This window comes from Mesoterricola sp. MK458, assembly GCF_055384935.1.
In genome coordinates this window covers 204,048-229,485 of record NZ_AP045075.1, presented here as the reverse complement: position 1 = coordinate 229,485, position 25,438 = coordinate 204,048, and the positions used below count along the sequence as shown (strand labels likewise).

22 protein-coding genes are annotated in these 25,438 nt (G+C 71.0%); 11 read left to right on the top strand and 11 right to left on the bottom strand.

Annotation, left to right across the window (positions count from 1 at the left end; translation table 11 throughout):
- Positions 1-6 precede the first annotated feature (6 nt).
- The gene (locus tag ACZ5LB_RS01005; protein ID WP_464604299.1) at positions 7-849 is read right to left on the bottom strand and encodes an ABC transporter substrate-binding protein; all 843 of its coding nucleotides are present in this window, start codon (positions 847-849) and stop codon (positions 7-9) included.
- Positions 850-876: 27 nt separating this feature from the next.
- The gene (locus tag ACZ5LB_RS01000) at positions 877-1,917 is read right to left on the bottom strand and encodes a cysteine desulfurase family protein (RefSeq protein WP_464604298.1); all 1,041 of its coding nucleotides are present in this window, start codon (positions 1,915-1,917) and stop codon (positions 877-879) included.
- A 65-nt stretch (positions 1,918-1,982) separates the two neighbouring features.
- Between ACZ5LB_RS01000 and ACZ5LB_RS00995 the strand changes: the two genes are divergently transcribed.
- Both ACZ5LB_RS00995 and ACZ5LB_RS00990 read left to right on the top strand, forming a co-directional pair.
- Positions 1,983-2,972: an HAD family hydrolase gene (locus tag ACZ5LB_RS00995; RefSeq protein WP_464604297.1), complete on the top strand. Its 990-nt coding sequence runs from the start codon at positions 1,983-1,985 to the stop codon at positions 2,970-2,972.
- Position 2,973: 1 nt separating this feature from the next.
- The gene (locus ACZ5LB_RS00990; protein ID WP_464604296.1) at positions 2,974-4,347 is read left to right on the top strand and encodes a CCA tRNA nucleotidyltransferase; all 1,374 of its coding nucleotides are present in this window, start codon (positions 2,974-2,976) and stop codon (positions 4,345-4,347) included.
- On the opposite strand, the gene ACZ5LB_RS00985 is transcribed toward ACZ5LB_RS00990, so the two are convergent.
- Complete coding sequence (locus ACZ5LB_RS00985) at positions 4,344-7,406, bottom strand: two-component regulator propeller domain-containing protein (protein WP_464604295.1); 3,063 nt, start codon at positions 7,404-7,406, stop codon at positions 4,344-4,346. The genes ACZ5LB_RS00990 and ACZ5LB_RS00985 overlap by 4 nt on opposite strands.
- A gap of 235 nt (positions 7,407-7,641) precedes the next feature.
- Between ACZ5LB_RS00985 and ACZ5LB_RS00980 the strand changes: the two genes are divergently transcribed.
- Positions 7,642-8,109, top strand: a complete 468-nt coding sequence (locus ACZ5LB_RS00980; protein ID WP_464604294.1) for an Hsp20/alpha crystallin family protein — start codon at positions 7,642-7,644, stop codon at positions 8,107-8,109.
- Here ACZ5LB_RS00980 and ispF read toward each other — a convergent pair.
- Together ispF and ACZ5LB_RS00970 are read right to left on the bottom strand one after the other, a co-directional pair.
- Positions 8,093-8,578: a 2-C-methyl-D-erythritol 2,4-cyclodiphosphate synthase gene (ispF, locus tag ACZ5LB_RS00975; protein WP_464604293.1), complete on the bottom strand. Its 486-nt coding sequence runs from the start codon at positions 8,576-8,578 to the stop codon at positions 8,093-8,095. The genes ACZ5LB_RS00980 and ispF overlap by 17 nt on opposite strands.
- The gene (locus ACZ5LB_RS00970; RefSeq protein ID WP_464604292.1) at positions 8,575-10,098 is read right to left on the bottom strand and encodes a sensor histidine kinase; all 1,524 of its coding nucleotides are present in this window, start codon (positions 10,096-10,098) and stop codon (positions 8,575-8,577) included. The genes ispF and ACZ5LB_RS00970 overlap by 4 nt, the downstream gene beginning before the upstream one ends.
- A gap of 112 nt (positions 10,099-10,210) precedes the next feature.
- Here ACZ5LB_RS00970 and ruvB point away from each other — a divergent pair, with 112 nt between their 5' ends.
- Positions 10,211-11,230, top strand: coding sequence for a Holliday junction branch migration DNA helicase RuvB (ruvB, locus tag ACZ5LB_RS00965; RefSeq protein WP_464604291.1), 1,020 nt, complete (start codon positions 10,211-10,213; stop codon positions 11,228-11,230).
- On the opposite strand, the gene ACZ5LB_RS00960 is transcribed toward ruvB, so the two are convergent.
- Complete coding sequence (locus tag ACZ5LB_RS00960; RefSeq protein WP_464604290.1) at positions 11,223-11,753, bottom strand: PadR family transcriptional regulator; 531 nt, start codon at positions 11,751-11,753, stop codon at positions 11,223-11,225. The genes ruvB and ACZ5LB_RS00960 overlap by 8 nt on opposite strands.
- 88 nt (positions 11,754-11,841) lie before the next feature.
- Between ACZ5LB_RS00960 and yedE the strand changes: the two genes are divergently transcribed.
- The 6 genes from yedE (at position 11,842) to ACZ5LB_RS00930 (ending at position 16,735) form a co-directional block, all read left to right on the top strand.
- Positions 11,842-12,951 (top strand): YedE family putative selenium transporter, encoded by a 1,110-nt coding sequence (gene yedE, locus ACZ5LB_RS00955; RefSeq protein WP_464604289.1) that lies wholly within the window; start codon positions 11,842-11,844, stop codon positions 12,949-12,951.
- Complete coding sequence (locus tag ACZ5LB_RS00950) at positions 12,948-13,163, top strand: sulfurtransferase TusA family protein (protein ID WP_464604288.1); 216 nt, start codon at positions 12,948-12,950, stop codon at positions 13,161-13,163. Before yedE ends, ACZ5LB_RS00950 begins: the two co-directional genes overlap by 4 nt.
- Entirely contained in the window at positions 13,160-14,317 is a 1,158-nt protein-coding gene (locus tag ACZ5LB_RS00945; RefSeq protein ID WP_464604287.1) for an aminotransferase class V-fold PLP-dependent enzyme, read from the top strand. Before ACZ5LB_RS00950 ends, ACZ5LB_RS00945 begins: the two co-directional genes overlap by 4 nt.
- The gene (locus ACZ5LB_RS00940; protein ID WP_464604286.1) at positions 14,314-14,529 is read left to right on the top strand and encodes a putative Se/S carrier protein; all 216 of its coding nucleotides are present in this window, start codon (positions 14,314-14,316) and stop codon (positions 14,527-14,529) included. The genes ACZ5LB_RS00945 and ACZ5LB_RS00940 overlap by 4 nt, the downstream gene beginning before the upstream one ends.
- Positions 14,530-14,636: 107 nt before the next feature.
- The gene (locus ACZ5LB_RS00935) at positions 14,637-15,017 is read left to right on the top strand and encodes a BlaI/MecI/CopY family transcriptional regulator (protein ID WP_464604285.1); all 381 of its coding nucleotides are present in this window, start codon (positions 14,637-14,639) and stop codon (positions 15,015-15,017) included.
- Positions 15,014-16,735 carry a M56 family metallopeptidase gene (locus tag ACZ5LB_RS00930; protein WP_464604284.1) on the top strand — a complete coding sequence of 574 codons (1,722 nt, stop codon included), beginning with the start codon at positions 15,014-15,016 and terminating at the stop codon, positions 16,733-16,735. Before ACZ5LB_RS00935 ends, ACZ5LB_RS00930 begins: the two co-directional genes overlap by 4 nt.
- A gap of 267 nt (positions 16,736-17,002) precedes the next feature.
- Here ACZ5LB_RS00930 and ACZ5LB_RS00925 read toward each other — a convergent pair whose 3' ends face one another.
- The 5 genes from ACZ5LB_RS00925 to ACZ5LB_RS00905 are packed head-to-tail and all read right to left on the bottom strand — an operon-like array spanning position 17,003 to position 23,489.
- Positions 17,003-18,502 carry a Ppx/GppA phosphatase family protein gene (locus ACZ5LB_RS00925; RefSeq protein WP_464604283.1) on the bottom strand — a complete coding sequence of 500 codons (1,500 nt, stop codon included), beginning with the start codon at positions 18,500-18,502 and terminating at the stop codon, positions 17,003-17,005.
- 43 nt (positions 18,503-18,545) lie between these two features.
- Positions 18,546-19,394 carry a signal peptidase I gene (lepB, locus tag ACZ5LB_RS00920; RefSeq protein WP_464604282.1) on the bottom strand — a complete coding sequence of 283 codons (849 nt, stop codon included), beginning with the start codon at positions 19,392-19,394 and terminating at the stop codon, positions 18,546-18,548.
- Positions 19,391-19,984 carry a hypothetical protein gene (locus ACZ5LB_RS00915; RefSeq protein ID WP_464604281.1) on the bottom strand — a complete coding sequence of 198 codons (594 nt, stop codon included), beginning with the start codon at positions 19,982-19,984 and terminating at the stop codon, positions 19,391-19,393. Before ACZ5LB_RS00915 ends, lepB begins: the two co-directional genes overlap by 4 nt.
- The gene (locus tag ACZ5LB_RS00910) at positions 19,981-22,539 is read right to left on the bottom strand and encodes a Tex family protein (RefSeq protein ID WP_464604280.1); all 2,559 of its coding nucleotides are present in this window, start codon (positions 22,537-22,539) and stop codon (positions 19,981-19,983) included. The genes ACZ5LB_RS00915 and ACZ5LB_RS00910 overlap by 4 nt, the downstream gene beginning before the upstream one ends.
- Complete coding sequence (locus ACZ5LB_RS00905; protein ID WP_464604279.1) at positions 22,536-23,489, bottom strand: tyrosine recombinase XerC; 954 nt, start codon at positions 23,487-23,489, stop codon at positions 22,536-22,538. Before ACZ5LB_RS00905 ends, ACZ5LB_RS00910 begins: the two co-directional genes overlap by 4 nt.
- Positions 23,490-23,531: 42 nt before the next feature.
- Between ACZ5LB_RS00905 and ACZ5LB_RS00900 the strand changes: the two genes are divergently transcribed.
- Complete coding sequence (locus ACZ5LB_RS00900; protein WP_464604278.1) at positions 23,532-25,343, top strand: AMP-dependent synthetase/ligase; 1,812 nt, start codon at positions 23,532-23,534, stop codon at positions 25,341-25,343.
- Positions 25,344-25,438: the final 95 nt, after the last annotated feature.

The window sequence follows — 25,438 nt, the reverse complement described above, 5'->3', positions numbered from 1 at the left end:
TTCCAGCTACCGGACCCTTGCCTTCCATTCCTTCGACTCGGGGATGAACAGGGCCTGGCCGTACGTGTCCTTCCCGAAGTCCGCGATGATCCGCTGGCCCTTGTCCGCCGCCGTGAGCCAGGCCTGGAAGGCGGTGGCGCCGGCCAGGTCCGCCTTGGGGCACCGGGCGGGGTTCACCAGGATGAGGGAGATGTGGTTGAGCAGGACCTCGTCGCCTTCCACCAGGATGTCCAGCTTGATGCGCTTGCGGGCGCCCAGGTAGCTGGCGCGGTCCATGAGGGTGTAGGCGTTCTGGGCGTCGGTGAAGACCAGGGTGGCGATGTTGCCCTCGGAGCCGTTGGGGAACACCTGGTACCAGGAGCCGGAGGGCGCCAGGCCGGCCTTGGTCCACAGGCCCCGCTCGGCCACGTGGGTGCCGGAATTGTCGCCGCGGGTGACGAAGGGCGCACCCTTGGCGGCCAGGGTGCGGAGGGCGTCCAGGGCGCTCTTGGTGCCGCGGATGCCGGCGGGGTCCGCGGCGGGGCCCACGATCACGAAATCGTTGTACATGAGGGGGACCCGGCCGAGGCCGAACCCCTCGGCCACGAACGCCTCCTCCAGGGCCCGGGCGTGGGCCAGGACGATGTCCACCCCGCCCTGCCGGGCGATTCCCAGGGCGGCGCCGGTGCCGGCGCCCACGTGGCGCACGCGGATCCCGGTCTCCTTCTCGAAGGCGTCCTCCAGGGTGCCCACGATGCCCGAGTCGATGGGGCCGATGGTGCTGGCCAGGAGGATGACCTTCGCGGGCTGCTGGGCGCCCAGGAAGGTGGAAAGCAGCAGCAAACCGAGAGCCAGGGTCCGGCGATGCATGGGGCCTCCGAAGGTGGATGACCTAGTCTAACGCTTCAGGATCCGCTTCAGGGCCGCGGCGAGGGCCTCCACGGCGGCGCGGGGGGTTCCGGGAAGCATCGAGATGCGGATGACGCTGCGCGCCTCCGCTTCCGTATGGCCCAGGGAGGTGATGGCGTGGCTGGGCCGGGTCGCGCCGCTGTGGCAGGCCGAACCGGTGCTCACCGCGAATCCGGCCAGGTCCAGGGCGATCTGCACCGACTCCCCGTTGTGGCCCCGGAGCATGAGGGCGCTGGTGTTGGGCAGGCGGGGCAGGCCCCGGCCCACGGCCTCGTAGTGCGGGGACCACCCCAGCACCTCGTCCTCCAGGGCGTCGCGCAGGGCCGCCAGGGCGGCGTTGGCCTCCACCCGGGCGGGAACGGCCCGGGCGGCCTCGGCCAGGCCCGCGATGGCCCCCAGGTCCTCGGTGCCTCCCCGCCGGCGGCGCTCCTGCGGGCCTTCCATGACCGCGGTCCAGGGCAGGTCCGGACGCATCCAGAGCACCGCGGCGCCCCTGGGGCCCCCGGCCTTGTGCCCGGAGAAGACGGCGGCGTCGCAGGACCCCAGGTCCACGGGCACCTTGCCCCAGGCCTGGGCGGCGTCCATGACCCGCACCGCCCCCGCCTCTTTGGGCATCGCGTAGAGAATACCCGTCTCGTTGCTGGCGGCCATCTGCACCAGCGTGGCGGCGCCCGCGGTGTCGCAGGGCAGCCAGCGCACCTGCGTCCAGTCCTTGAGGGGGTTCAGGCAGGCGCTGTGCTCCCCCGGGAAGACGCAGGCGGGGCGGTCCCCCAGCCGGGGCCGAAGGCCCCGCAGGAGCAGGTGGAGGGCCTCGGTGGCGCTGGAACAGAACACCAGCTCCCCCGGCGCGGCGCCCAGCACCTCGGCCACCCGGCGCCGGGCCTCCTCCAGGAGGTGTCTGGCCCGCTGGCCCTCCCGGTGCGTGCTGGTGGGGTTGGCCCAGGCCCCGGCCACCGCCCGCGCCTGGGCGGCGAGGGCTTCGGGCAGCGGGGGCGCGGAGGCGTTGGCGTCGAAGTAGAACCGTTCCATCCCGTCATTGTCGCCGGGTTGCGGGCATCGAAGGTAGTATCGAAGAGACAGCCCCCGGGAGCACCGTGTCCACACCCCTCCATCCCCAGAACGTCATCGCCATGGTCTGGGATTTCGACAAGACCCTGATTCCCGGCTATATGCAGGAACCGATCTTCCGCGCCTTCGGGGTGGATGAAGCGTCCTTCTGGCGGGAGGTGAACGCCCTGCCGGCCTTTTTCGCGCGCCTGAACGTGACGCTCCACCCGGACACGGCCTACCTGAACCACCTGCTGACGTACGTGCACCACGGCCGCATGCCCGGGCTCACCAACGCGCGCCTGCGCGAGCTGGGCGGCGAGATCGTCTTCCACCCGGGACTGCCCGACTTCTTCGAACGGATCCAGAGGCGCCTGGAGGAGGACCCCGAGGCCCGGCGGTTCGAGCTGCGCCTGGAGCACTACGTGGTCTCCACGGGCCTGAAGGCCATGATCGAAGGTTCGGCCATCCGGCCTTACGTGAAGGGCATCTGGGCCTCGGAGTTCCTGGAGTCCCCGGCCCCCCCGGGCTTCGACCCCGACGCCACCGTGGACCTGGACCTGCCCACCTACGAGGCCCTCCTGCCCGAGACCCAGGGCATCTCCCAGATCGCGGCGGCCTACGACAACACCAGCAAGACCCGCGCCCTCTTCGAGATCAACAAGGGCAGCAACGTGAACGCCACCATCGAGGTGAACGCCACCATGCGCCCCGAGGACCGCCGGGTTCCCTTCCACCACATGATCTACATCGCCGACGGCCCCTCGGACGTTCCGGCGTTCTCCGTGATGCGCCAGAACCGCGGCACCGGCTACGCGGTGTACGACCCCGCCAACCCCCTGAGCCTCAGGCAGGTGGACCGCCTGCGCCGGGACGGGCGCATCGACCACTACGGCCCCGCCGACTACCGCGAGGGCAGCCCCACCTCGGACTGGCTGATGATGCAGGTGGAACGCATCGCCGCCCAGATCGTCGAGGAGCGCAAGTCCGCCCTGAAGGCGCGGGTGGGCGAGGCGCCCCACCACCTGCCGCACTAGTATGGAAACCCTCCTGCGCACGCTGCACCAGGCCCTGGGGCCCGATTCCGGGCTCGTGCTGGTGGGCGGCGCCGTGCGGGACCTGCTCCTGGACCGCCCCAGCCCCGACTGGGACCTGGCCACCGCGCTCCTGCCCGGAGAGGTCACCTCCCGGGCCCAGGCCGCGGGCCTGCGCGTGATCCCCACCGGGCTCCAGCACGGCACCGTCACGGTCATGGTCGGCGCGCGGGGGTTCGAGGTCACCACCTTCCGGGGCGACGAGGTCTACGTGGACGGGCGGCGCCCCGAATCCGTGAAGCTCGGGGTGGGCCTGGAGGAGGACCTGGCCCGCCGGGACTTCACCATCAACGCCATGGCGCTGCCCGCCGAAGCCCTGGGGGGCGGCCACTGGGAAGCCGCCCTGGTGGACCCCTTCGGGGGCCGGGAGGACCTGGCCTCGGGCACCCTCCGGGCCGTGGGCGACCCCCTGGACCGCTTCGGGGAGGACGGCCTGCGGTGCCTGCGGGCCTGCCGCTTCGCATCCCAGCTGGACTTCGAGATCGAACCCGCCACCCTCGCGGCCATCCCCATGCGCCTGCAGGTGGCGGGAAAGGTCTCGGTGGAGCGGGTCATGACCGAGCTCACCAAGCTCCTGTGCGGCCTGCAGCCCGGCAAGGGCCTCTCGGCCCTGGCCTCCACGGGCCTCCTGGGGCTGTGGCTGCCCGAACTCCTGCCCATGATCGGATGCCCCCAGAACCGCTACCACGCCTACCCGGTCTGGGAGCACACCCTGGAGGTGGTGCGCCGCACCCCCCCCGACCCGGGCCTCCGGTGGGCCGCGCTCCTCCACGACTGCGGCAAGCCCGCGCGCAAGACCGAGGACGCCCAGGGGCACATCCACTTCTACGGCCACGAGCCGGTTTCCGTGGGCATCGCCTCGGACATCCTGACCCGGCTGCGGGCATCAGGCGCCCTGGCCCGGGACGTGGTGGCCCTGGTGGCCCACCACGGCACCCACCCCGGCCCCGACTGGGGCGATCCGGCCTGCCGCCGCTTCCTCAAGCGCCTCCAGGACGACGGCCTTTCCCTGGAGCGGTGGGGCGTCTTCCGCCTGGCGGACCAGTCCGGCAAGGGCGTGGGGGACGAGACGTGCTTCGGGGAGCACCGGGCGGTGATGGCGCGCCTGGAAGCCCTGGCCCAGGCCGCCCCGCCCCTGCACGTGAAGGCCCTCGCCCTGGACGGCCGCGCCCTCATGGCCCTTTCCGGGCGCAAGGGCGGCCCGTGGCTGGGCGAGCTCCAGTCGCACCTGCTGGAGCGGGTGATGGACGATCCCGCCCTGAACGCTCCCGACGCGCTGGCCGCATTGGCCAAGGTATGGCTGGGGGAGCGCGCCTAGGCCGGGTCCGCGGCCGGGGTGACCAGCGGCAGGGACACCTTGAACGTGGAGCCCTTCCCCGCCTCGCTGGCCACCTCGATGGTGCCCTGGTGGGCCTCCACCAGGGTCCGGCAGATGCTCAGCCCCAGCCCCCAGCCCAGGGCCGCGTCGGCCTCCCGGGCCTGGCTGAAGGGCTTGAAGAGATCGGCGGCCTGGGCCGGATCGATGCCGCGGCCGGTGTCCCACACCTCCAGCACCCAGCAGGGCGGCTCCAGGCGCGAACGGATGCCCACCTCGCCGGGGGCGGGGGTGAACTTCAGGGCATTCTCGATGAGGTTGAAGAGCACCTGCTGCATGGACTCCGCGTCGGCCAGGATCCACGTGCGGTCCCCCATGGGGTCCAGGGCGATGCGGGCCGTGAGGCCCCGGGCCTCGGCCTTCATGCGCAGGGTCTCGGCGAGGCCCTCCATGACCTCGCCGGGGTGGCACACCCGGAAGTTCAGCCCGTCGGTGAGGCTCTCGGCCCTGCTGCTGTCCAGGAGGTGCTTGAGGAGCCGCTCCACGCGCTGGGCCTCCCGGGCCACCACCTTGAGGGCGGACTTGCCCGGGCCCCCGATGGCCTCGTTCCCCTCCAGGCGCTCCACGGAGATCAGGATGCTGGTGAGCGGCGAGCGCAGGTCGTGGGTGATGGTGTTCATGAGCTGGACGCGGCCCTCCAGGCTGCGCTTGAGCTGGTGGTGGAGCCGCTCCAGGGAACGGTTGCGCAGGGTGAGCTCCTCGGTGCGCTCCTGCACCTTGATCTCCAGCATGCGGGCCCGCCTCCGGACCTGCTTGATCCGCACGTCCACCAGGAGGAGGAACGCCAGCACCCCGGCCAGCACGAACCCCGCGCGGGCCCAGGGCGTCTGGTACCAGGCCGCCCGCACCCGGATGCGCACCGTGTCCGATTCGGTCCAGGAAAGGCCGTCCCCGGCCCGCACCCGCACGGGCAGCACGCCCGGGCCCAGCTGGGCGATCTGGAAGAGGTTGCTGGACTGCTCCACGCTGCGCCAGGCGCCGTCGATCCACACCTGGTACGAAGGGTTCTCCGGCAGGAGCGGCTTGGCCGCGTCGAACCGGAGGGTGAGGGTGCCCGGCGTGGGCGGCAGGACGATGTTCACCGGCAGGCCGAAGGCGAGGGATCCCACCGTGGCGTCCAGGATCCGCGGCTTGGGCAGGCCCGGATCGGGCAGGTCCGCGGCGGGGTCCAATATGCACAGCCCCCCCGCCATGCCGATCCAGAGGCGGCCCAGGCGGTCCCGGTAGACCGCCGAATCCGAGGTCTCGTTGGACAGCAGCCCCAGGTTGCGCGTGATCTGCATGACCCGCGGGCCGGTGGCGGCCGCGCGCAGGATGGAGAGCCCGCGGGCGTGGCCCGCCACCAGGTCGCCGTTGCCCAGGCGCGAGACCCAGCCCACGCGCCCGTGGATCCGCGCGTTGGCCTCGGTGTAGATTTCGCAGGGCCCGTCCTCCCCGTGGGGGAAGCCGAAGACACCGTCGCTCCCGGTCCCCACCCAGAGGTCGCCCGCGGGGCCCAGGTAGAGGCAGGAGATGGAGCGCGTGCCCAGGGGCGTTCCCCGCAGCACGGGCCGGTAGGCGCCGTCCTCGAAGGCGTACACGCCGTACCGGGTGGCGGCCAGCAGCCCCTTGCCCCGGGGGACGATGGCGAGGATGGTGGGTTCCCCCACTTCCGCGGGCGCCGGGTGGCGGGCGATGAACGTTCCGTCCAGGTCCATCTCCACGAGCCCCTGCTCGAAGGTGCACGCCCACAGGCGGTTCCCGTGGACCAGCAGGGAGGAGACGAACACGTTCTGGAGTTCCCGGGGCCCCTTGCGGATCCGGCCCCCTTCCCAGACCACCATGCCCTTGTGGGTGCAGATCCAGGCGCCGCCCTTGCGGCGCGGGGCGATGCCCCACACCACGTTGCTGGGCAGGCCCGAGGTCTGGTCCCAGGCGCCGGTGATGCCCTTGCCCCGCTCCCACATGTGAAGCCCCGAAGTTCCGCCGATGAGCATCCTGTCCGGGCCGGCCTCCTCGAAGGAGAGCACCGTGCCCAGCCCCAGGCCGATGCCGGTGCGCAGGTCCCTGTCCAGGCACAGCAGGCCGGGCACCGCCTCGGCCAGCAGGCCCGCGCCGTCCGTGCCCAGCCACAGGTCGCCCCGGCTGTCCCGGAGGACGGAGGCCACCCCCTCCCGGGGCAGGCCGTCCAGGTAGGAAAGGACGCGGCCCTTGCCGGAGGGGCTGCGCAGGTAGGCCCCGTCGGCGTCCAGGGCCAGCAGCAGCTCGCCCTGGGGCGTCACCTGCACGTTGCGGAACCGAACCTTCCGGTCCAGCCCGGGCAGGGGATCCAGGTTCCAGGTCAGGCCCGGGCCCAGACGATAGAGGGCATCGGCGCAAAGGGCCCACACGTGCCCCGAGGCGTCGGTGCGCAGGCGGCGGAACCGCGAGGACATGGGCCCGGGCATCACCCCGGCGGCCAGGGTCTTCCCGTCCCACCGGGCGATGCGGTCCTTGAGGGACCCCAGCCAGATGCGCCCCTGGGCGTCCATGGCCATGGAAAAGATGGGCTGCTGGTTCCAGCCGCCGGGAAGGTCCACCGCCTCGAACCGCCCGCCCCGCAGCCGGTAGAGGCCCAGGCGGGTTCCCGCCAGGATTTCGCCGGCGGTTGTCTCCAGCAGGCAGTTGACGTTGACGATGGCCAGCCCCTGGGCCTCCCCGTAATGGGTGATGTGCCCGCCCAGGATGCGGTCGACGCCGCCCTCCTGGCCGGCCACCCAGATGGCCCCGGCCCGGTCCTGCATCAGGTCGGTTACGTCCAGGGCGATGAGCCCCTGCTTGGCGCCGAAGGATTGGAACCCCGAAGCCCCCAGCCGGGCCACGCCCTCCGCCGTGCCGGCCCACAGGAAGCCGTCGCGGTCCTCCAGCAGCGCGGTCACCTGGCTCTGGGGAAGGCCGTCCCGGTCATCGAAATGGCGGAAGGTCTGGACCTGGGCCCCAAGGTACCCGGCCACGGCCAGGACCAGCAGGACACATCTGGTCAACCATCGACGACCTTCGGGCATGCATTCCCCACGGGAGGTGAACCCTGACCCAATTTAGCCCACCCGTTCCCCCGGTTTGTCATGAAAAGGACATGCGCCCCCTTTCAGGGACGGAAAAAAATGGAGGGGGGTCTTGACACGTTAGTCGTCAACACGCATATTTTCTTCGCCACTGGAATCCATCCCCGGAACCCGGGCCGGCCGTGGCTTCCAGGCTCAACCCAAGGAGATTCCCATGATCCTCAACCGCCGCGACACCCGCACCTCCCCCGCCACCCTCGCCCCCGCCTTCGAACCCGTCGGCCTCATGAGGAACTTCCTCCGGTGGGACCCCTTCCGGGACCTGGACTTCAACCTGGACCTCCAGACGGCCTTCACGCCGTCCTTCGACATCCGGGAGACGCCCGAGGCCTACGTGTTCGAGGCCGACCTGCCCGGCATCCGCCGCGAGGACGTGGAGATCAACCTCACCGGCAACCGCATCACCATCACCGGCAAGCGCGAGGCCCGCACCCGCAAGGAAAACGAGAACGTCTTCATCCTCGAGCGCAGCAACGGGTCCTTCACGCGCAGCTTCAACCTCCCCGACGGCGTGGACGCCGGCAAGGTGGCCGCGGACCTCAAGGACGGCGTGCTCACCCTGACGCTGCCCAAGGTGCCCGAGGTCCAGCCCAAGAAGATCGAGATCAGTCTCGGTCGATGAGCACCACGGCCTGGGCCGCCAGGCCTTCGCCCCGCCCCGTGAAGCCCAGCTTCTCGGTGGTGGTGGCCTTGACGTTGAGGTCCTGGGGCGTGAGCCCCAGGACGGGCGCGATGCGCGCCCGCATGGCATCCCGGTGCGGGGAGAGCTTGGGGCGCTCCCCGATCAGGCACACGTCGGCGTTCACGACGCGCCACCCGCCGGCCCTGAGGGCGTCCATCACCGCGGCCAGCAGCACGACGGAATCCGCGCCGCGGTAGGCGGGATCCGTGTCGGGAAAGTGCTGGCCGATGTCGCCCAGGCCCGCGGCGCCCAGCAGCGCGTCCATGAGGGCGTGGACCATCACGTCGGCGTCGCTGTGGCCCAGCAGGCCGCGGTCGTGCTCGACCCTGCAGCCCATGAGGACGAGGGGCCTCCCGGCGTCGGGCTCGGCGAAGCGGTGCACGTCGAAGCCCTGGCCAACCCGGATCACAGGCCACCGCGGATGCGGAACTCGTCGGTGGAGTCCTCCACCGGCCCCTGGGCCGGCCTGGCGGAAGCGTCGGGCAGCGTGATGGTCACCACGGTCCCCTGGCCCTCCTCGCTGACCACCTCCACGGCGCCGCCGTGCTCCTCCACGATCTTCTTCACCGTGGCCATGCCCAGGCCCGTGCCCTTGCGCTTGCCGTGGCTGAAGAAGGGCTCGAAGATCCGCTTCTGCACCTTTTTCGGGATGCCCTTGCCGTTGTCCTGCACCACGATGCGGGCGCCTTCGGGAACGCGCTTCCAGGACAGGCCCACCACGCCGCCCTCCTGGCCCTCCAGGGCATCGATGGCGTTGGCCACCAGGTTCTCCACGACCCGCGCGAAGCGGTGCTTGTCCAGGTTCACCGGACACGCCTCGCCTTCGCAGCGAAGGGCCGCCCCCACCTCGGCGGCGCGGGGCTGCAGGGGCTCCAGCATGGCGCCCAGGTAGGCGCCCAGCTCCACGGCCTCGCGCTTGGGCTCGCGCACCTTGGCGTAGTCCAGGATGTCGGCGCTGAGCCGGCCCAGCCGGTCCACGGCGGAAAGGATCTGGTTAAGGTGATGCTTGCAGTAGTCGTCCTTGACGGTGGTGCCCAGCAGCTGGGCATGCCCGCCCACCACGAACAGGCCGTTCTTGAAGTCGTGGACGATGCTGGAGGCCACCTGGCCCACGGTGGCCAGCACCTGGTTGCGCAGGTTCGCCTCCGCCAGGCGCGTGCGCTCGATGGCGATGGCGCACAGGGCGACGATGGCCTCGAAGGTGGGCCGGTCCACGGGCTCGCTGACGATCTTCCGGCTGTCCAGGTACACCACGCCGATGCGCTCGCCCTGAACCTGCAGGGGCAGGCAGAGGATGGTCTTGAGCTGGAGGTTGATGACGGACTTCTGGGCCATGAGGGCCTCGTCCGTGGCCACGTTGTGGATCCACACCGCGTCGCCCTGCTCGAAGACCTTGTGCACGCTGCTCATGGAGAGGTGGATGTTCTTCTCCATCTCGGCGCCGAGGTTGCGCTGGACCTTCACCACCAGGTCCCCCCCCTCGGGCATCATGAGGAAGCCCCGGTCCGTGCCGGAAATCGCCAGGAGGCGGTCCAGGGTCTGCTCCAGCAGGTCGTCCAGCTCCGTGTCCCCCGCCAGGAGGCCGGCGGTCTTCAGGATGGCCTGGAGGTTCACCTCCGAGGCGAAGGCGGATTCCGAACGCAGGGTCAGGTAGTAGGCCCCGTCCGCCACCCGCACGGTGCTGCCGGGCTCCCAGGCCATGCGCGTCACCCGCTGGTCCTTGAAGTAGGTGCCGTGGGAGGACCCCAGGTCCTCCACCCACCAGGCATCGCCGGAGAACTCGATCTTCAGGTGGTTGCGGCTGACCATGCTGTCGGAGAGCACCACGTCGCACTGGCTCTGGCGGCCGAGGACCATGACGTTCTGAGCGGGCACGGCCCGCTCGAAGCCGTGCCGGTCCCTGATGGAAATGGACGTCCGTTCAGGCACGAGGCCCCCCTGAAGGACAAAGTATAGGGGATACGCCGCGGGGACACTAGGGGCCGAAGAATACGTGGACAACCTCCTAGACAAGGCTCTCCGGCCGTGAGGCAATCTACCCATGGATCACGCAAGGAACCCGGACCTCGACCCCTCGCTGCCCGAGGAGCCCTTCGAATACTCGCTCCGGCCGCAGCGGCTGCCGGAATATATCGGCCAGGAGAAGGTGAAGGCGCGTCTCGAGATCGCCCTGCAGGCCGCGCAGAAGCGCCGCGAAGTGCTGGACCACGTGCTGCTCTTCGGCCCCCCGGGCCTGGGCAAGACGACCCTCGCGCACGTGCTGGCCAACGAGATGGGCTCCGCATGCAAGGTGATCCAAGCCCCCGCGCTGGAAAAAAAGGGCGACCTCGCCGCGATCCTCACCAACCTGGAGGAGGGGGAATTCCTCTTCATCGACGAGATCCACCGCCTGGCGGCGCCCATCGAGGAGATGCTCTACTCCGCCATGGAGGACGGCAAGCTCGACATCCTCATCGGCCAGGGCCCGTCGGCCCAGACCCTCAAGGTGGACCTGCGCCCCTTCACCCTCGTGGGCGCCACCACCCGCGCGGGACTCATCAGCAAGCCGCTCCATGACCGCTTCGGCATGGTGCACCGCCTGGACTACTACACCCGCGCGGAGCTCGCCGTCATCGCCAAGCGCAGCGCGCAGGTGCTGGGCGTGGACCTGGCCCCCGAAGGCGCCGAGAGCATCGCCCGCCGCAGCCGCGGGACGCCGCGCATCGTGAACCGCCTCCTGCGCCGCTGCCGCGACTTTGCCGAAGTGAAGGGGGACGGCGTCATCACTTCCGCCGTCGCCGACGCCTGCCTCGCCCTGCACGAGGTGGACGACCTGGGCCTGGAGGGCCTGGACCGCGCCTACCTCGAGGCCCTGTGCGTGAAGTTCCGGGGAGGCCCCGTGGGCGTGCGCACCCTGGCCGCCGCCCTGGGCGAGAGCGACGGCGGCGCCCTGGAGGATCTGGTGGAGCCCTACCTCATGCAGATCGGCTTCCTGGACCGCACCCAGCAGGGACGCAAGGCCACCGAGGCCGCCTACGGGTACCTCGGACTGAAGACGGTGCCGAACTCCCTGTTCAGCTAGCGGCGTAAGCGTCGTCCAGCCACGCCAGGGTCGCCTCGACGATCTGGATCCGGTGGGAAAGCACCGTCCTCAGGTGCTCCCCGCCCCCGGCGCGCAGCTTGCCCAGGATGTCCTCCCGCCAGGCGAGGCAGGCCTCCCGCTGGGCCCCCACCAGCGCCCGCGCCCGGTCCGGCCCCTCGCGCCGGGCGAAGTAGAGGCGCGCGAAGAAGTCCTGGCGCATGTTCCGGATGCTGTCCACAGGGCTGCCCACCCAGACCTCGAAGGCCACGCGCCCCGCGGGCGTGACCCGCAGCTCCCGGCGGGAGGGATGGGACGCCCCCTCGATGACCGTGGCCTCCAGGAGGCCGCTGGCCTCGAGTTTGTCCACCAAGGCATACAGGGAACTCTGCTTGATCTTCCAGATCATCCCGAAGCCGTCCAGGGCCTGGACGGCCTTGCAGAGGTTGTAGCCGTGCATGGGGGTCCGGTCGAGGATCCCCAGGAGGGTCAGTTCCAGGGTGAACGGGGCGCTGGAGCGGGTCATGGGTCGATTCTAGCCGGTTCCTGTGGCATCATTTAATGACTGGTCAAAGTTTGAGTAACAGGTTTCCCACCCCCTGCGGAGGCGCGCCATGCCCAATCCCTTCAGAGTCCTCACCTCGCGCTGGGGCGCGATCATCACGGGGGCGGTCATCGGCGTCCTGGCGCCGCTGCTGGTGCGCTGGGGCAACCCGGGCAACATGGGCGTCTGCGTGGCCTGCTTCACCCGGGACGTGGCCGGCGCGCTGGGCCTCCACCGGGCCGCGGCGGTCCAGTACCTGCGGCCGGAAATCGCCGGCCTGATCCTGGGTTCCCTGGCGGCGGCCCTGCTCTTCCGGGAGTTCCGCCCCCGGGGCGGCTCGAGCCCGCTGGCGCGGTTCCTCCTGGGCCTGTTCGCGGCCATCGGGGCCCTGGTCTTCCTGGGCTGCCCCTGGCGGGCCTACCTGCGCCTGGGCGGCGGCGACTGGAACGCCGTCCCCGGCATCCTGGGCCTGGTGGCCGGGGTGGGCCTGGGGATCCTCTGCTTCCGGCGGGGCTTCAGCCTCGGCCGCAGCCATGGGTCGCCCCGGGCGCTGGGGTTCCTCATGCCGGCCCTCGCCCTGGGCCTCCTGGCCCTGTTGATGCTCGCGCCCCTGTTCGGGCGTGATGCGGCCGGGCTGCCCACGGGGCCCGTGTTCTTCTCCGCGAAGGGACCCGGCAGCCAGCACGCCCCCCTCGCCATCGCCCTGGCCGCCAGCCTCGCCATCGGCTTCCTCGCCCAGCGCAGCCGGTTCTGCTCGGTGGGGGCGTTGCGGGACCTGATCCTGCTACGGGACGGCCAGATGTTCCAGGGCCTCGTGGCCCTGGTGGTCGCCGCCGCCCTCACGAACGGGGTCCTGGGGCAGTTCAAGGCCGGGTTCGGCGGGCAGCCCATCGCCCATACCGCCACGCTCTGGAACTTCGGAGGAATGGTCCTGTCCGGACTGGCCTTCACCCTGGCCGGGGGCTGCCCCGGCCGGCAGCTCTTCCTGTCGGGCGAAGGGGACGGCGACGCCGCCGTCTTCAGCCTGGGCCTCCTCACCGGCGCCGCGGTCGCCCACAACTTCAACCTCGCCTCCTCCCCCGCCGGCCCCGCCCCCTACGGTCCGGCCGCGGTGCTGCTGGGTCTGGCGGTCTGCGCCGTCATCGGCCTGACCTTCCGCGAAACGGCGGGTGCCCGATGAGCGCCCCCCTCGACGCCCGCGGCCTCTCCTGTCCCGAACCGGCCATGAAGGCCCGCGCGGCCATGCTGGCCGCGGGCCACGGCACGATCCAGGTGCTGCTGGACTCCGTGGCCTCCCGGGAAAACGTGTGCCGGGCGGCGGCCCACCTGGGCTGGCAGGCCGCCCCCGAAAGCCTGCCCGGAGGGGAATTCAGGGTTACGCTTACGAAATGAACGGACTCATCTACCTGGACCACGCCGCCACCTCCTGGCCCAAGCCCCCGGGCGTGGCCCGGGCCATGGCCCGGTTCCTGGACGAGGAGGGGGGCAACCCCGGGCGTTCGGGCCACCGGCTCTCCCTGGCCGCGGCCCGCACCGTGTACGGGGTGCGGGAGGCCGTGGCCGGCCTGGTGAACGCGCCGGATCCTCTGGGGGTGATCTTCACGTCCAACGGGACCCACGCCCTCAACCTGGCGCTGCACGGCCTGCTGGCCGCCGGGTGCCGGGTCGTGACGGGCGGCATGGAGCACAATGCCGTCATGCGGCCCCTGCGGCACCTGGAGGCCCGGGGGGTCGAGGTCACGGTGGTGCCGGCGGCCCGGGACGGCTCGCTGGACCCGGAGGCCTTCCGCCGGGCCCTGCGGCCGGGAACGGCCCTGGTGGTGGTCAACCACGCCAGCAACGTCGTGGGCACGCTGGCCCCCGTGCGGGAGATCGCCGCCCTGGCCCACGCCGCCGGCGCCCTGCTGCTGGTGGACGCGGCCCAGACCCTGGGTACGCTGCCCGTGGACATGGGGGCCCTGGGCATCGACCTCCTGGCCTTCACGGGCCACAAGGGGCTGCAGGGCCCTCCGGGCACCGGGGGCCTGGTGCTGGGCGCGGGGGTCGACCCGCGGCGCCTGGCGCCCCTCCTGCAGGGCGGCACCGGGAGCCTTTCCGAACACGAGACCCAGCCGGAGTTCCTTCCGGACCGTTTCGAAAGCGGCACCCCCAACGGCGCGGGCATCGCGGGGCTGGGCGCGGGCCTCGCCTGGGTGCGCGAGCGGGGCCTGGAGGCGCTCCACGCGCAGGCGGTGGAGCACGGCCGGTTCCTGGCCGAAGGGCTGGCGGAGATCCCGGGGGTGACCGTCCACGGCCCGGCCGACCCGGCCCGGCGCCTCGCGGTCGTGTCGTTCACGGTGGCGAGGCAGTATGTCTCGGACCTGGGGCTGCGGCTGGACGAGGAGCACGGGGTGCTGTGCCGGGTGGGCCTGCACTGCGCGCCGGCGGCGCACCGCGCCATCGGAACGTTCAGCGAGGGCACCGTGCGGTTCGCGCCGGGGCCGGAGGTGACCCGGCAGGATCTGGAGACGGCCCTGCGCGCGGTGGCCGCGGTGGTGCGCGGGTGAGCCAGAGCGTGGCGCTGTTCCACACCATTTCCGCGGCGTTGCGGGCGGAGCGGTTGCTGGGGACCACGGGGTGGGCCTTCAAGCTGGTGCCGACGCCCCGGCAGTTCTCCTCGGATTGCGGGGTGGCGCTGCGCTTCGAGACCGCGCGGCGGGCCGAGGTGGAGGCGATATTCGCCGAGGCGCGCCTGGAGGCGGACTTCCGGGAGCTCTAGGAGGGCGACTAAACCTGGTGCCGGAAGCGGCGAAAACAATCTAGACAAAAATATCTAGACATTTTGATCTAGACGTAGTTGTCTAGTTCCACGCCCGGAGCTCCCCCATGCCCAAGCCCCCCAAACCCACCGCAGCGGAATTGGACCTCCTCCGGATCCTCTGGCGCCTGGGCCCCGCCACGGTCAAGGAGGCCCACGCCGAGCTCCTGAAGGACCGGGAGGTGGCCTACTCGGCGGTGCTCCGGCTCATGCAGATCATGCACGGCAAGGGGCTCCTCCTGAGGGACGAGGCGCAGCGCTCCCACGTGTACCGGCCCGCCCAGGCCCAGGACTCGACCCAGACCAGCCTCCTGGGCGACCTCATCCGCAAGGCCTTCGCGGGCTCGGGCAAGGCCCTGGTGCTCGCGGCCCTGAAGGGCGGCCACGTGACGCCCGAGGAGCGCCGGGAGATCGAAGGCTGGCTCCGGGGCGAAGGAGGCGGGAAATGACCTGGCTGCCCCTGACCGAGGCCCTGGGCTGGGCCTTCCTCGACTTCATCTGGCAGGGAATCCTGGTATGGGCGGGCACGGCCGCGGCCCTGCATGCGCTCCGGGGTCCCCGGCTGCGCTACGCCGCCGCCTGTGCGGGGCTGGCCCTGTGCCTGGCCCTGCCCGTGGCCGGGGTCCTGACCCGGCTGCCGGGGCCCGCCCCCGTGGTCAGCCTGGAGCGCGCGCCCGGGGCGGCCCCGGTCCACGCCGCACGGGAGCCCATGCCGGCGCGGGTCCGTGCCGCGGTGGGCTCCCGCCTGCCGCTGGTGGTGCTGGCGTGGGCGGCGGGGGCGAGCCTGTTGGCGCTGCGGCTTGCGCTGGGCCTGGCCTGGGTGGGCCGGCTCGGGCGGCGCGGAACCCGCGCGCCGGACCCGGTCTGGAATGGGCGCATGGAGCGGCTCGCCGCCGCCCTGGGCGTGGCCCGGCGGGTCGGCCTGAAGGTCTCGGACGCCATCGACTCGCCACTTTCCTTCGGGTGGTGGCGGCCGGTGATCCTGCTTCCCGCCGCCCTGGTGGCGGGCATGGACCCCCTGCTCCTGGAGGCGCTGCTGGCCCACGAACTGGCCCATGTGCGGCGCTTCGACTACCTCGCCAACCTTCTTCAGACCGCCGTGGAGACCCTGCTCTTCTACCACCCCGGGGTGTGGTGGATCTCGGGGCGCATCCGGGCGGAACGCGAACTCATCTGCGACGAACTCGCGGCCGGGGCACTGGGCGAACCGCGGCGCCTGGTCCTGGCCCTGAGGGAGCTGGACCTCTTCCAGCTCTCCAACACCCAACCGGCCCAGGCGGCCCACGGAGGCAATCTCATGAACAGGATCCGACGTCTCATCCAGCCCGAACCGCGGCCCATGGCGTGGAAGGTCGCGCTCGCCATCGCGGGCTTCACCACGCTCTGCGGCGCCAGCGCGGCCCTGGCCCGCGTCCAGACGGAACCCAAAAAGCAGGACGTTCCGTACGCCATCGTCAGCAAGAAGAAGGACGGCATCACCCGCTCCGGCCAGGGCATCCCCAGCAAGGAGCTCCGGCGCCTGCGCGGACAGATGGCGGACGACTTCTTCTGGTTCCGGTCCGGCGGCAAGGACTACGTGGTCAGCGACCCCGCCCTGGTGGCCCGGGCCCGTGCAGTCAACCAGCCCATGGAGGATCTCGGGGGCCAGATGGGCGCCCTGGGCAAGGAGATGGGCGAGGTGGGCCGCAGGCAGGGCGACATCGGCCGCCAGCAGGGCGACGTGGGCAGGAAGCAGGGGGAAGTGGGCCGCAAGCAGGGGGAGATCGGCCGGCAGATGGGCGAGATCGGGCGCCAGCAGGGCCTGGTCGGGGCACGCATGGAGAAGGTCGAGCGCCAACTGGAAAACGACCACCTCAAGCCCGCCGAACGCAAGACCCTGGAAAAGCAGCTGGAGGAACTCGAGGCGTCCATGCACGCCCTGGACCAGAAGATGGAAGCCCTGCAAGCGCCCATGGAAGCCCTGGCCCGCGAGATGGAGGAGGCCGCCAGGCCCATGGAGGGCCTCGAGCAGAAGATGGAGGAAGCCGGAAAGCCGATGAAGGAGCTGGAAGCCCGGATGAAGGTGCTCAGCGCGAAGATGGAAGTGCTAAGCCGCGAGGCCGACGCGGGCATGAAGAAGCTCGCCGACGAGGCCCTGGCGACGGGTAAAGCGAAGCCCACTGACTAGGAGGCTGTCCAAGTATTACTCGACCCCGCGACGGCGCCTGGAAGCCCGATTATCGAGCGCAAGACCCGCAGGAAATATAGGTCATATTTTCAAGGGGCTTGCACACGAGAAGCGGGCTTCCAGGTGCCGCCCTTCGGGTGATGGCAGCGGCCACGGCAATCCCGCGTTACGCTCGTCGAACGATTACCCGAATCGCTCTCCTCGCGTGCCTTGTCTTGCCATGGCCGGTGCCATCATCGCGGGGCCGAGGAATACTTGGACAGCCTCCTAGGGTTCCTCCACCACCACCGCCACCTCCCTGTCCAGGAGCCGGAACAGGAGCTTGCCTTTGTCCTTGAGGCTCTCCAGTTCCGGCTTCAGGTCGCCGGTGGCGGTCACGCGCAGGGTGAGGTCCTCCCCGTCGGCCACCAGGCGCACAAGGCGCACGGATTGACGGCGGGTGCGGTCCAGGGCGTCGGCCACGCGGATGATGGCGGCGAGCTTCTCCACCACGTGCTGGGTCCAGGGCTTGAGCTGGGCGTAGGCCTCGTGGGTCATGGAAGGGGGCTTGCCCCGGTGGTAGCGCACGATCTGGCTGATGGCCTCGGTTTCCGTGGGCCAGAAGCCCGCGAGCTTGGCGTTGGTGATCAGGTAGGCGCCGTGCTTGTGGTGGCCCTTCTCCGAAAGGGAGAGGCCGATGTCGTGAAGGCGCGCCGCGTAGCCCAGCATCTCCCGCTCGGGGTCGCCCAGTTCGAACTCGGGCATGAGGTCCGTGAAGAGCTGGTCGGCCAGGAACGCCACGTGGCGGCTGTGCCCGGGATCGGGATCCAGTTTGGCCGCCAGGGCTTCAACGGAGGCCTTGCGCCGGTCCCCCAGCACCGGCAGGGCCATGCCGCCGCGCGCCAGGGCCTGCCAGACCATCCCCTCCCGCAGGCCCACGGGGAGGGTGCGCACCTGGCCCGCACCGGTCCAGGCCATGAGGGCCGCCACCCAGCTGGCCCCCACGTGGAGCACCTCGGCGCGCTTGGGGTCGACGCCCAGCTGGGTCACGCGGTCCTGGCTGGAGGTCTTCCAGAGCTTGCGCTTGAACTTCAGGAGCTGCTCGGTGTCGAAACTGCCCTGGCCGCCGGCGCCGCTGGCCAGGTCCAGCAGCGTGCCGGAGGTGGCCAGGATGACCTCGGGCCGGGGCAGGTCCGCGGGCAGGCCCTTGGAGGCCTTCTTCAGGACCTTGCGCAGGAACTTGCGCACCCGCTGCAGGTCCTCGGCGGTGGGGGGGTTGGCGGTGGGCAGGGCGTCGGCGAGGCGCTGCAGGCCCCAGGGCAGCGAAAGCGTGGCCACGGCCCGGCCCGCCTCGAGCCAGGTGAGTTCCGTGGAGCCGCCGCCGATGTCCATGAGCGCGGCGGGCGTGTCGGGAAAGGGAATGGCGCGGCTCACCGCCAGGTAGATGAGGCTGGCCTCCTCCTCCCCGGAGATCACCCGGATGTTCACGCCCAGGTCGGCCGCCTCGCGGATGAAGAGCGGCGCGTTGGACGCCTCCCGCAGCGCGGCGGTGCCGCAGGCCAGCACCGTGTCGCACTGGAGCCCGCGCACCACCTCGACCATGAGGGCCAGGGACTCCAGCCCGGCCTGGAAGGCCTCCGGGCCGATCTCGCCGGTCTTCAGGAGGCCCCGGGCCAGGCGCACCATGTGCTTTTCCCGGGCCAGCACCCGCTGGTTCCCCACGGCGTCGGTCTCCACCACCACCAGGTGGATGGAATTGGACCCGACGTCGATGGCGGCGATTCTCATGGGGGAAGGGTAGCGCCGCCGCCGCCCGTGTCCAGGGGATGTCTCAGCGAGGAATGGTCCCCGTGCGCTCCCAGCGGGTCCAGGAGAGGAAATGCCGGGCGCCGTCCACGAAATTCATGAGGACGTCCGTGGGGCCCTTGGGGACGTTGGCGGGGGTGTCGTCCGTCCCCCCCTCCCGGAAGCTCCACCAGATCATGAAGGGCCTTCCCCGGAGGTGGTCCATGGGCACGAAGCCCCAGTAGCGGCTGTCGGCGCTGCTGTCGCGGTTGTCGCCCATGGCGAAGAGGTAGCCGGGGGGCACCTTGACCGGGCCGAAGGTGTCCCGGTACCCGCCGTCCAGGCCGTCCTGGCCCTGCTGGTCCATGGCCAGCACCTCGGGGTCGGCGTAGTTCCACAGCTTGGTGGGGGGCATGTCGTCGTAGATACCGGGATCCCGCGTCAGGGGCCAGGGTCCGGGCACGGGCCCCTCCTTGCGGTCCACGATGTGGTGCTCCCAGGCCGCGGTGACCAGCTTGCCGTTCAGGTAGAAGCGCTTGTTCCGCACCTCCACGGTGTCGCCGGGCAGGGCCACGAGACGCTTGACGTAATCGTTGTTGCGCTCCAGGGGGTAGCGGAACACGATGATGTCGCCCCGGGACGGGCTGCGCATGGGGAAGAGCTTTTCCTCCCAGGCCCACTGGGGCCGGGCGAAGATGAACTTGTTCACCAGCAGGTGGTCCCCGATCATCATGGTGTTGCGCATGGAGGCCGACGGGATGGTGAACTGCTGGCCCACGAAGGTCTTGAAGAAGACGATGAGCAGCACCGCGAACAGGACCACCTCCAGGTTGTCCCGGACGGCCCCCTTGGCCACGCCCGCGGGCAGGACGTGTTCGGATTTCTCCTCGCTCATTTGACGCCCTCCGCGGGGGGATCGGTGAAGCCCTGGGAGACCAGGCGGTTCACCGTCACCCACTTGCCGTCGATCAGGTTCAGGGTCTCGACCTCGCCCAGGTCGGGCACCAGCAGGGTCCGGCGCCGCACGCCCCGGTTCCCGGCGGGGACGGACTCGACCCAGATGCCGGTGGCATCGGGATCGGGCAGCTTCACCCCCGGCAGGTCGACCCGCGCCCGGCCCACCACCTGGTTCAGGATGCCCCGCTCCTCCCACCGGGAGACCCGGTCCGGGAAGCCCGCGGGAAGCACCACCAGTTCCTTGGAACCGTCCAGTTTCAGGGCCTCGAGGCCGTCCTGGAGGCGGAAGGTGGCCTCGGTGAGGTTGGTGAAGCTGGCGTAGGTGCGCACCACGGTGCGCCCGTCCGGGCCCAGGCTGGAGGACTTCACCCGCATCTGGAGGCGCTGGGTGGCCTCGGCGCCGGGCCGGGCGTAGACCAGGGTCAGGCCCGCCTCCCAGGAGGCGTACACGGGCGCCGGCCCCCGGGAGATCATGCGGTCGCAGCCCGCCGCGAGGAGGAGGGCGGCCGCGGCGAGGATTCGCCTCATCGCAGGCCCCGGTTGTACTTGGCCATCAGGTCGGACAGGCTCGCCGTGCCGGGCGCGGGCTGGGGGGCCATGGGCGCCGGGGCGGTGGTCCGCATGGGGGGACGCGCGTCGGGCTTGCGCTCGGGACGGGGGCCCCGGTCGGGACGGCGTTCCGGCCTGCCCGCGCCGGTCCGCGGCGCTCCGCCCGCATTGGCCTGGGCGCCACCCGGGTGGGACGGCGCTCCGCCCTGGGGCCTCGGGGGCCGCGGCGCCCTGGGCTCGCCCTGGGGCCGGGGCGGCCTGGGCGCCCGGGGTTCGCCCTGGGGGCGGGGCTGCCGCTCGGGCCTGGGGCCCGCGGGCCGGCCCGAGCCGCCGCCGGGGAGCAGGGCCTTGATGGAGAGGCCGATGCGCTTGGACTTGAGGTCCACGGCCAGCACCTTCACGCGCACCGCCTGGCCCACGCTGAGGACCTCGGCGGCGTTCTTGACGTAGTGGTGGGAGATCTCAGAAAGGTGCACGAGGCCGTCCTGGTGGACGCCCACGTCCACGAAGGCGCCGAAGTCCGTTACGTTCGTGACGATTCCCTGCAGCTCCATGCCGATTTCCAGGTCCGAGGGCTTGTGCACCCCCTCCCGGAAGACCACCGCCTCGAAGCGCTGCCGGGGGTCGCGGCCGGGCTTCTTGAGCTCGGCGATGATGTCCTTGACGGTTTCCACGCCGAACTGGGCGTCGGTGAAGAGGGCCGCGTCCAGGGCGTCCAGCACGGCGTCGTTGCCGACCAGCTCGGGCACCGACTTCCCCGTCAGCTGGCAGATGCGCTGCACGACCGGGTAGGACTCGGGGTGGACGGCGGAGGCGTCCAGGGGGTTCTCCCCTTCCCGGATGCGCAGGAAGCCCGCGGCCTGCTGGAAGGCCTTCTCGCCGAAACGGGGCACCTCCATGAGCTGCTCCCGGTGCCGGAAGGCCCCGTTGGCGAACCGGTGCTGCACGATGTGCTTGGCCAGGCTCTCGCCGATGCCCGCCACGTAGGAGAGCAGCCGGTAGCTGGCGGAATTGAGGTCGACGCCCACGCGGTTCACGCAGGACTCCACCACCTCGTCCAGGCCCTTCTTGAGGGCGGTCTGGTTCACGTCGTGCTGGTACTGGCCCACGCCGATGGACTTGGGCTCCACCTTGACCAGCTCGGCCAGGGGATCCTGGAAGCGCCGGGCGATGGAGATGGCGCCGCGCACCGTGACGTCCTGCTCGGGGAACTCCTCCCGGGCCACGTCCGAGGCGGAATAGACCGAGGCGCCCGCCTCGCTCACGGACACGCACAGCACCCCTTCGCGCCCGGTGTCCCTGAGCCACTCCCGCAGGAAGGCTTCGGCCTCGCGTCCCCCGGTGCCGTTGCCGATGGCGATGGCCTCGATGGGGTACTTCGCGCCCAGCTGCTCCAGGATGGCGCGGCTGCCCTCGATGTCGCGCTTGGGCTCGAGGGGATAGATGGTGGCGGTGTCCATGAACTGGCCAAGCCGGTTGATGATGGCGAGCTTGCACCCGGTGCGGATGCCGGGGTCCACCCCCAGCGTGCAGAACTGGCCCGCGGGGGGCGCCAGGAGCAGGTGGTCCAGGTTGGTCTGGAAGACCTTGATGGCCTCCAGGTCCGCCTTCTTCTTGGCCTCGACCCGCACGTCGGTCTCGATGGCGGGCGCCAGGAGGCGGTCGAAGGCGTCGGCGCAAACGCCGTGGAGCATCATGCGGTAGGCCGAGGCCGGGTTCACCTGCACGCGCGAGACCAGGCCGGTGACGAGGGTCTCCCGGTCCACCGCGAGCTTGACGGTGAGGATCTCCTCCTTCTCGCCGCGGCGCACCGCGAGCACCCGGTGGCCGGGCATCTTGCGCAGGGGCTCCTGGAACTGCCAGTAGGGCTTGAAGCGCAGGGCCTCCGGGGCCTCCTTGCGCTCCTCGCGGAGCTCGGCGTGCAGCACGCCGGTGTCCAGGAACACCTGGCGCAGCCAGGCGCGCACGTCGGCGTCCTCGGCGAGGCGCTCGGCGAGGATGTGGCCCGCGCCCTCCACGCACTTGCTGGGGGTCTCCGTGCCTTCCTGGTCCTCCTTGACGAAGGGGGCGGCCAGCATGAGGGGATCGGCGCCGTCGGCGTCCGTCAGCAGGGCGTCCAGGAGGGGCTCCAGGCCCCGCTCCCGGGCGTCGGTGGCCTTGGTGCGCTTCTTGGGCTTGTAGGGGAGGTAGAGGTCCTCCAGCTCGGTCTTGGACCAGGCCGCCTCGATGCGCCCCTTCAGTTCGGGTGTGAGCTTGCCCTGCTTGTCGATGGTCTTCAGGACCGTCTCGCGGCGGTCGAGGAGTTCCTTGAAATAGGCGAGGCGCTCCTCCACGGCCCGGATCGCCACCTCGTCCAGGGAGCCGGTGGCCTCCTTGCGGTAGCGGGCGATGAAGGGAACCGTGTTCCCCTCATTGATCAAGGCCGTAACAGCCGCCACCCCCGCCCGGGGCAGGGACAGTTCTTGACAAATGCGATCGACCAGCAACTCCACGGCACGTTCCTTTAGGTCACCTGGGAGGTGAAAGGGAATCATACCCTAGAATTTGTGCGCGCTCGCGGGTGGGCAGATTCGTAAGTCCTGGCAAGGCTTTCCAGGTCCAGATGGGTGTAGCGCTGGGTGGTGCTGAGGCTCGCGTGCCCCAGCAGTTCCTGGATGGCCCTCAGGTCCATGCCGTGGTTCAGGAGGTGGGTGGCGAAGCTGTGCCTCAGGGCGTGGGGGCTCACCTTGGCCCGCACCGCCGCGTCCTCCAGGGCCCGGGCCAGGAAGCCCCGCACGCTGGTGGGGGTCAGGCGCCCCCCCCGCTGGTTGACCAGGACCGCGGCCGTCGGGGGCAGGTTCTTTGCCGCCAGGAATTCCCTTCGGAAGGCGAGGTAGGTCTCCAGCACCTCGGCGGCCTTGGCGTGGTAGGGCACCAGGCGCTCCTTGCTGCCCTTGCCCATGACGCGCAGGGTGCGTTCCTGCAGGAGGAGGTCCTGGAGGTCCAGCCCCGTGAGTTCGGACACCCGCAGGCCGCAGGCGTAGAGGATCTCGAGGATGCAGCGGAGGCGGGAGGAGGGGAAGTCCGCGGGCTCGGGCAGGTCCAGCAGCGCGCCGCTCTCGCCCTCGGTGAGGAAGGCCGGGAGACGCTTGGGGAGCCTGGGATTGCGCAACCCCGTGGAGGGGTCCTGGCCGATGCGCTGGGTCTCGAAGAGCCACCCGAAGAAGGACCGCACCGTGGAGAGGATCCGGGCCTGGCTGGCGGGGTCCAGCCCGCGCTCCCCCAGTTCCAGGGCGAAGCCGCGCAGGGTCCGGGGCTTGACGTCCCAGCCGTCCCAGCCGCTTCCCGCCGCATGGGCCAGCAGCTTGCCCAGATCCGCCTTCCGCGCCCTCAGGGTGTGGGGCGAGACGCCCCGCGCGCGCTGCTCCAGCACGAAGGCCGCCACCGCCTCCGCCAGGAGGGGCGGGCCCGCATTCGCCTCCGGGGCGTGTTCCGGTTCGTCCATGCTGCTACCATGCCACGATCCCATCCCCCCCGGAGCCCCCTCTTGGTCGAAACCATTCCCCAGCTCTTCTACGCAGGTCTGGAAAGGGGGGACCCCACCGCCCTCGCCCACCGCGTGGACGGGGTCTGGGTGCCCATCTCCCACGGGGAGCTCCAGGCCCGGGTGGAGCGCCTGGCCCTGGCCCTGGAGGCCCACGGGATCCGCCCCGGGGACCGGGTCGGCATCCTCTCGGAGAACCGGCCCGAGTGGGCCGTGGCGGACTATGCCTGCGCGGCCTCGGGGATCGTCTCGGTCCCCGTGTACCCCACCCTGAACCTTCCCCAGACCGCCCACATCCTGCGCCACAGCGACGCCCGCTGGCTCCTGTGCTCCACGGCGGACCAGCTGGCCAAGGTCCTGGACCTCTGGCCGGAACTGCCCGCGCTGGAAGCGGTCGTGCTCATGTCGGGCGAGGCCCCGGCGGCCCCCGGGCGGACCCTCCTGCGCTGGGACGACCTCCTGGCCGAGGGCGCCGCCCTGGAGGCCCGGCGCCCCGGGGTCCGGACCCGGGCCATGGCCGTCCGCCCCGGCGACCTCCTCACCATCATCTACACCTCGGGCACCACCGGCGACCCCAAGGGCACCATGCTCAGCCACGGCAACGTGACCGCCAACGTCAAGGACGCCCTGGCGGTCCTGGAGATCCGGGCCGGCCAGCGGTGCCTGAGCATCCTGCCCCTTTCCCACATCTTCGAACGCATGGGCGGCCACTACACCATGTTCCACGCCGGGGTGTCCATCCACTACGGCGAGAGCCTCCAGACCATCGCCCGGGACCTTCTCGAGGTGCGGCCGGAGGTCCTGCTGGCGGTGCCGCGGATCTTCGAGAAACTCTACGGGAAGGTGCGGGAGCAGGTGGCGGCGGGGGGCCCCGTGAGCCAGCTGGTCTTCCATTGGGTCATGGTCCTGGGCCGGCGCATGGCGGCCCACCGCTACCGGGACCGGCCCCTGCCCTTCCTCCTGAACCTGGGCCGGATCCTGGCCGACCTCCTGGTGTTCGGCAAGATCCGTTCCCGCCTGGGGGGAAGGCTGGCCCTGGCGGCCTGCGGCGGCGCCGCCATCCACCCCCGGATCCTGGAGTTCTTCTGGGCCGCGGGCATCCCCCTCTACGAAGGGTACGGCCTCACCGAGACCAGCCCCCTGCTCACCATCTCCCGCAAGGGGGACATGGTGCCCGGTTCCGTGGGCCGGCCCATCCTGGACCGGTGGGAGGGCCTGCCCTTCCTCAAGCTCGCGGAGGACGGCGAGATCCTCTGCCACGGCCCCAACGTCATGCGGGGCTACTGGAACGACGAGGCGGCCACCCGCGAGGTGCTGGACGCCGAGGGCTATTTCCACACCGGCGACATCGGCGAGATCGACGCCGCGGGCCACGTGCGCATCACGGACCGCAAGAAGGAGATCCTCTGCACCTCGGGCGGGAAGAACATCGCCCCCCAGCCCCTGGAGAACGCCCTGCGGGCCGACAAGTACATCGAGCAGGCCGTGGTGGTGGGCGAAGGGCGCAACTTCATCAGCGCCCTGGTGGTTCCCGATTTCGGGGTGCTGCGCCGCTGGGCGGCCCACAAGAAGCTTGCCTTCGCCTCGGACGCCGACCTCGCGGCCCTTCCCGAAGCCAACGCGAAGATCATGGCCCGGATCGAGCGCATCAATGCCCGGTTCTCCAACTACGAGCGGATCCGGAAGGTGGCCCTCCTGGACCGGGAGCTCACCCCCGACAGCGGCCTGCTCACGCCGAGCCTGAAGGTGCGCCGCAAGGCGGTGAACGAGGCCTTCGCGGCGCGGATCGAGGCCCTCTACGACCCCACCCCCTGACCGGAGGACTCCGGCGGGGCCGAAACAGGGTCAGAACGTGACCGGGTTCGCTTTCACCGGAGGGCGTGGGGCGTATGCTGGAAGGCGAGGGAAGG

What these genes read in the sequence shown, in the direction of transcription:
- ACZ5LB_RS00980 (WP_464604294.1), top strand. Translation starts at nt 7,642, where the DNA reads ATGATCCTCAACCGCCGCGACACCCGCACCTCCCCCGCCACCCTCGCC.
- lepB (WP_464604282.1), bottom strand. Translation starts at nt 19,394, where the DNA reads ATGAGCGAGGAGAAATCCGAACACGTCCTGCCCGCGGGCGTGGCCAAG.
- ACZ5LB_RS00905 (WP_464604279.1), bottom strand. Translation starts at nt 23,489, where the DNA reads ATGGACGAACCGGAACACGCCCCGGAGGCGAATGCGGGCCCGCCCCTC.
- ACZ5LB_RS00960 (WP_464604290.1), bottom strand. Translation starts at nt 11,753, where the DNA reads ATGACCCGCTCCAGCGCCCCGTTCACCCTGGAACTGACCCTCCTGGGG.
- ACZ5LB_RS00990 (WP_464604296.1), top strand. Translation starts at nt 2,974, where the DNA reads ATGGAAACCCTCCTGCGCACGCTGCACCAGGCCCTGGGGCCCGATTCC.
- ACZ5LB_RS00925 (WP_464604283.1), bottom strand. Translation starts at nt 18,502, where the DNA reads ATGAGAATCGCCGCCATCGACGTCGGGTCCAATTCCATCCACCTGGTG.
- ruvB (WP_464604291.1), top strand. Translation starts at nt 10,211, where the DNA reads ATGGATCACGCAAGGAACCCGGACCTCGACCCCTCGCTGCCCGAGGAG.
- ACZ5LB_RS01000 (WP_464604298.1), bottom strand. Translation starts at nt 1,917, where the DNA reads ATGGAACGGTTCTACTTCGACGCCAACGCCTCCGCGCCCCCGCTGCCC.
- ACZ5LB_RS01005 (WP_464604299.1), bottom strand. Translation starts at nt 849, where the DNA reads ATGCATCGCCGGACCCTGGCTCTCGGTTTGCTGCTGCTTTCCACCTTC.
- ACZ5LB_RS00950 (WP_464604288.1), top strand. Translation starts at nt 12,948, where the DNA reads ATGAGCGCCCCCCTCGACGCCCGCGGCCTCTCCTGTCCCGAACCGGCC.
- yedE (WP_464604289.1), top strand. Translation starts at nt 11,842, where the DNA reads ATGCCCAATCCCTTCAGAGTCCTCACCTCGCGCTGGGGCGCGATCATC.
- ACZ5LB_RS00910 (WP_464604280.1), bottom strand. Translation starts at nt 22,539, where the DNA reads ATGATTCCCTTTCACCTCCCAGGTGACCTAAAGGAACGTGCCGTGGAG.
- ACZ5LB_RS00930 (WP_464604284.1), top strand. Translation starts at nt 15,014, where the DNA reads ATGACCTGGCTGCCCCTGACCGAGGCCCTGGGCTGGGCCTTCCTCGAC.
- ACZ5LB_RS00945 (WP_464604287.1), top strand. Translation starts at nt 13,160, where the DNA reads ATGAACGGACTCATCTACCTGGACCACGCCGCCACCTCCTGGCCCAAG.
- ACZ5LB_RS00915 (WP_464604281.1), bottom strand. Translation starts at nt 19,984, where the DNA reads ATGAGGCGAATCCTCGCCGCGGCCGCCCTCCTCCTCGCGGCGGGCTGC.
- ACZ5LB_RS00935 (WP_464604285.1), top strand. Translation starts at nt 14,637, where the DNA reads ATGCCCAAGCCCCCCAAACCCACCGCAGCGGAATTGGACCTCCTCCGG.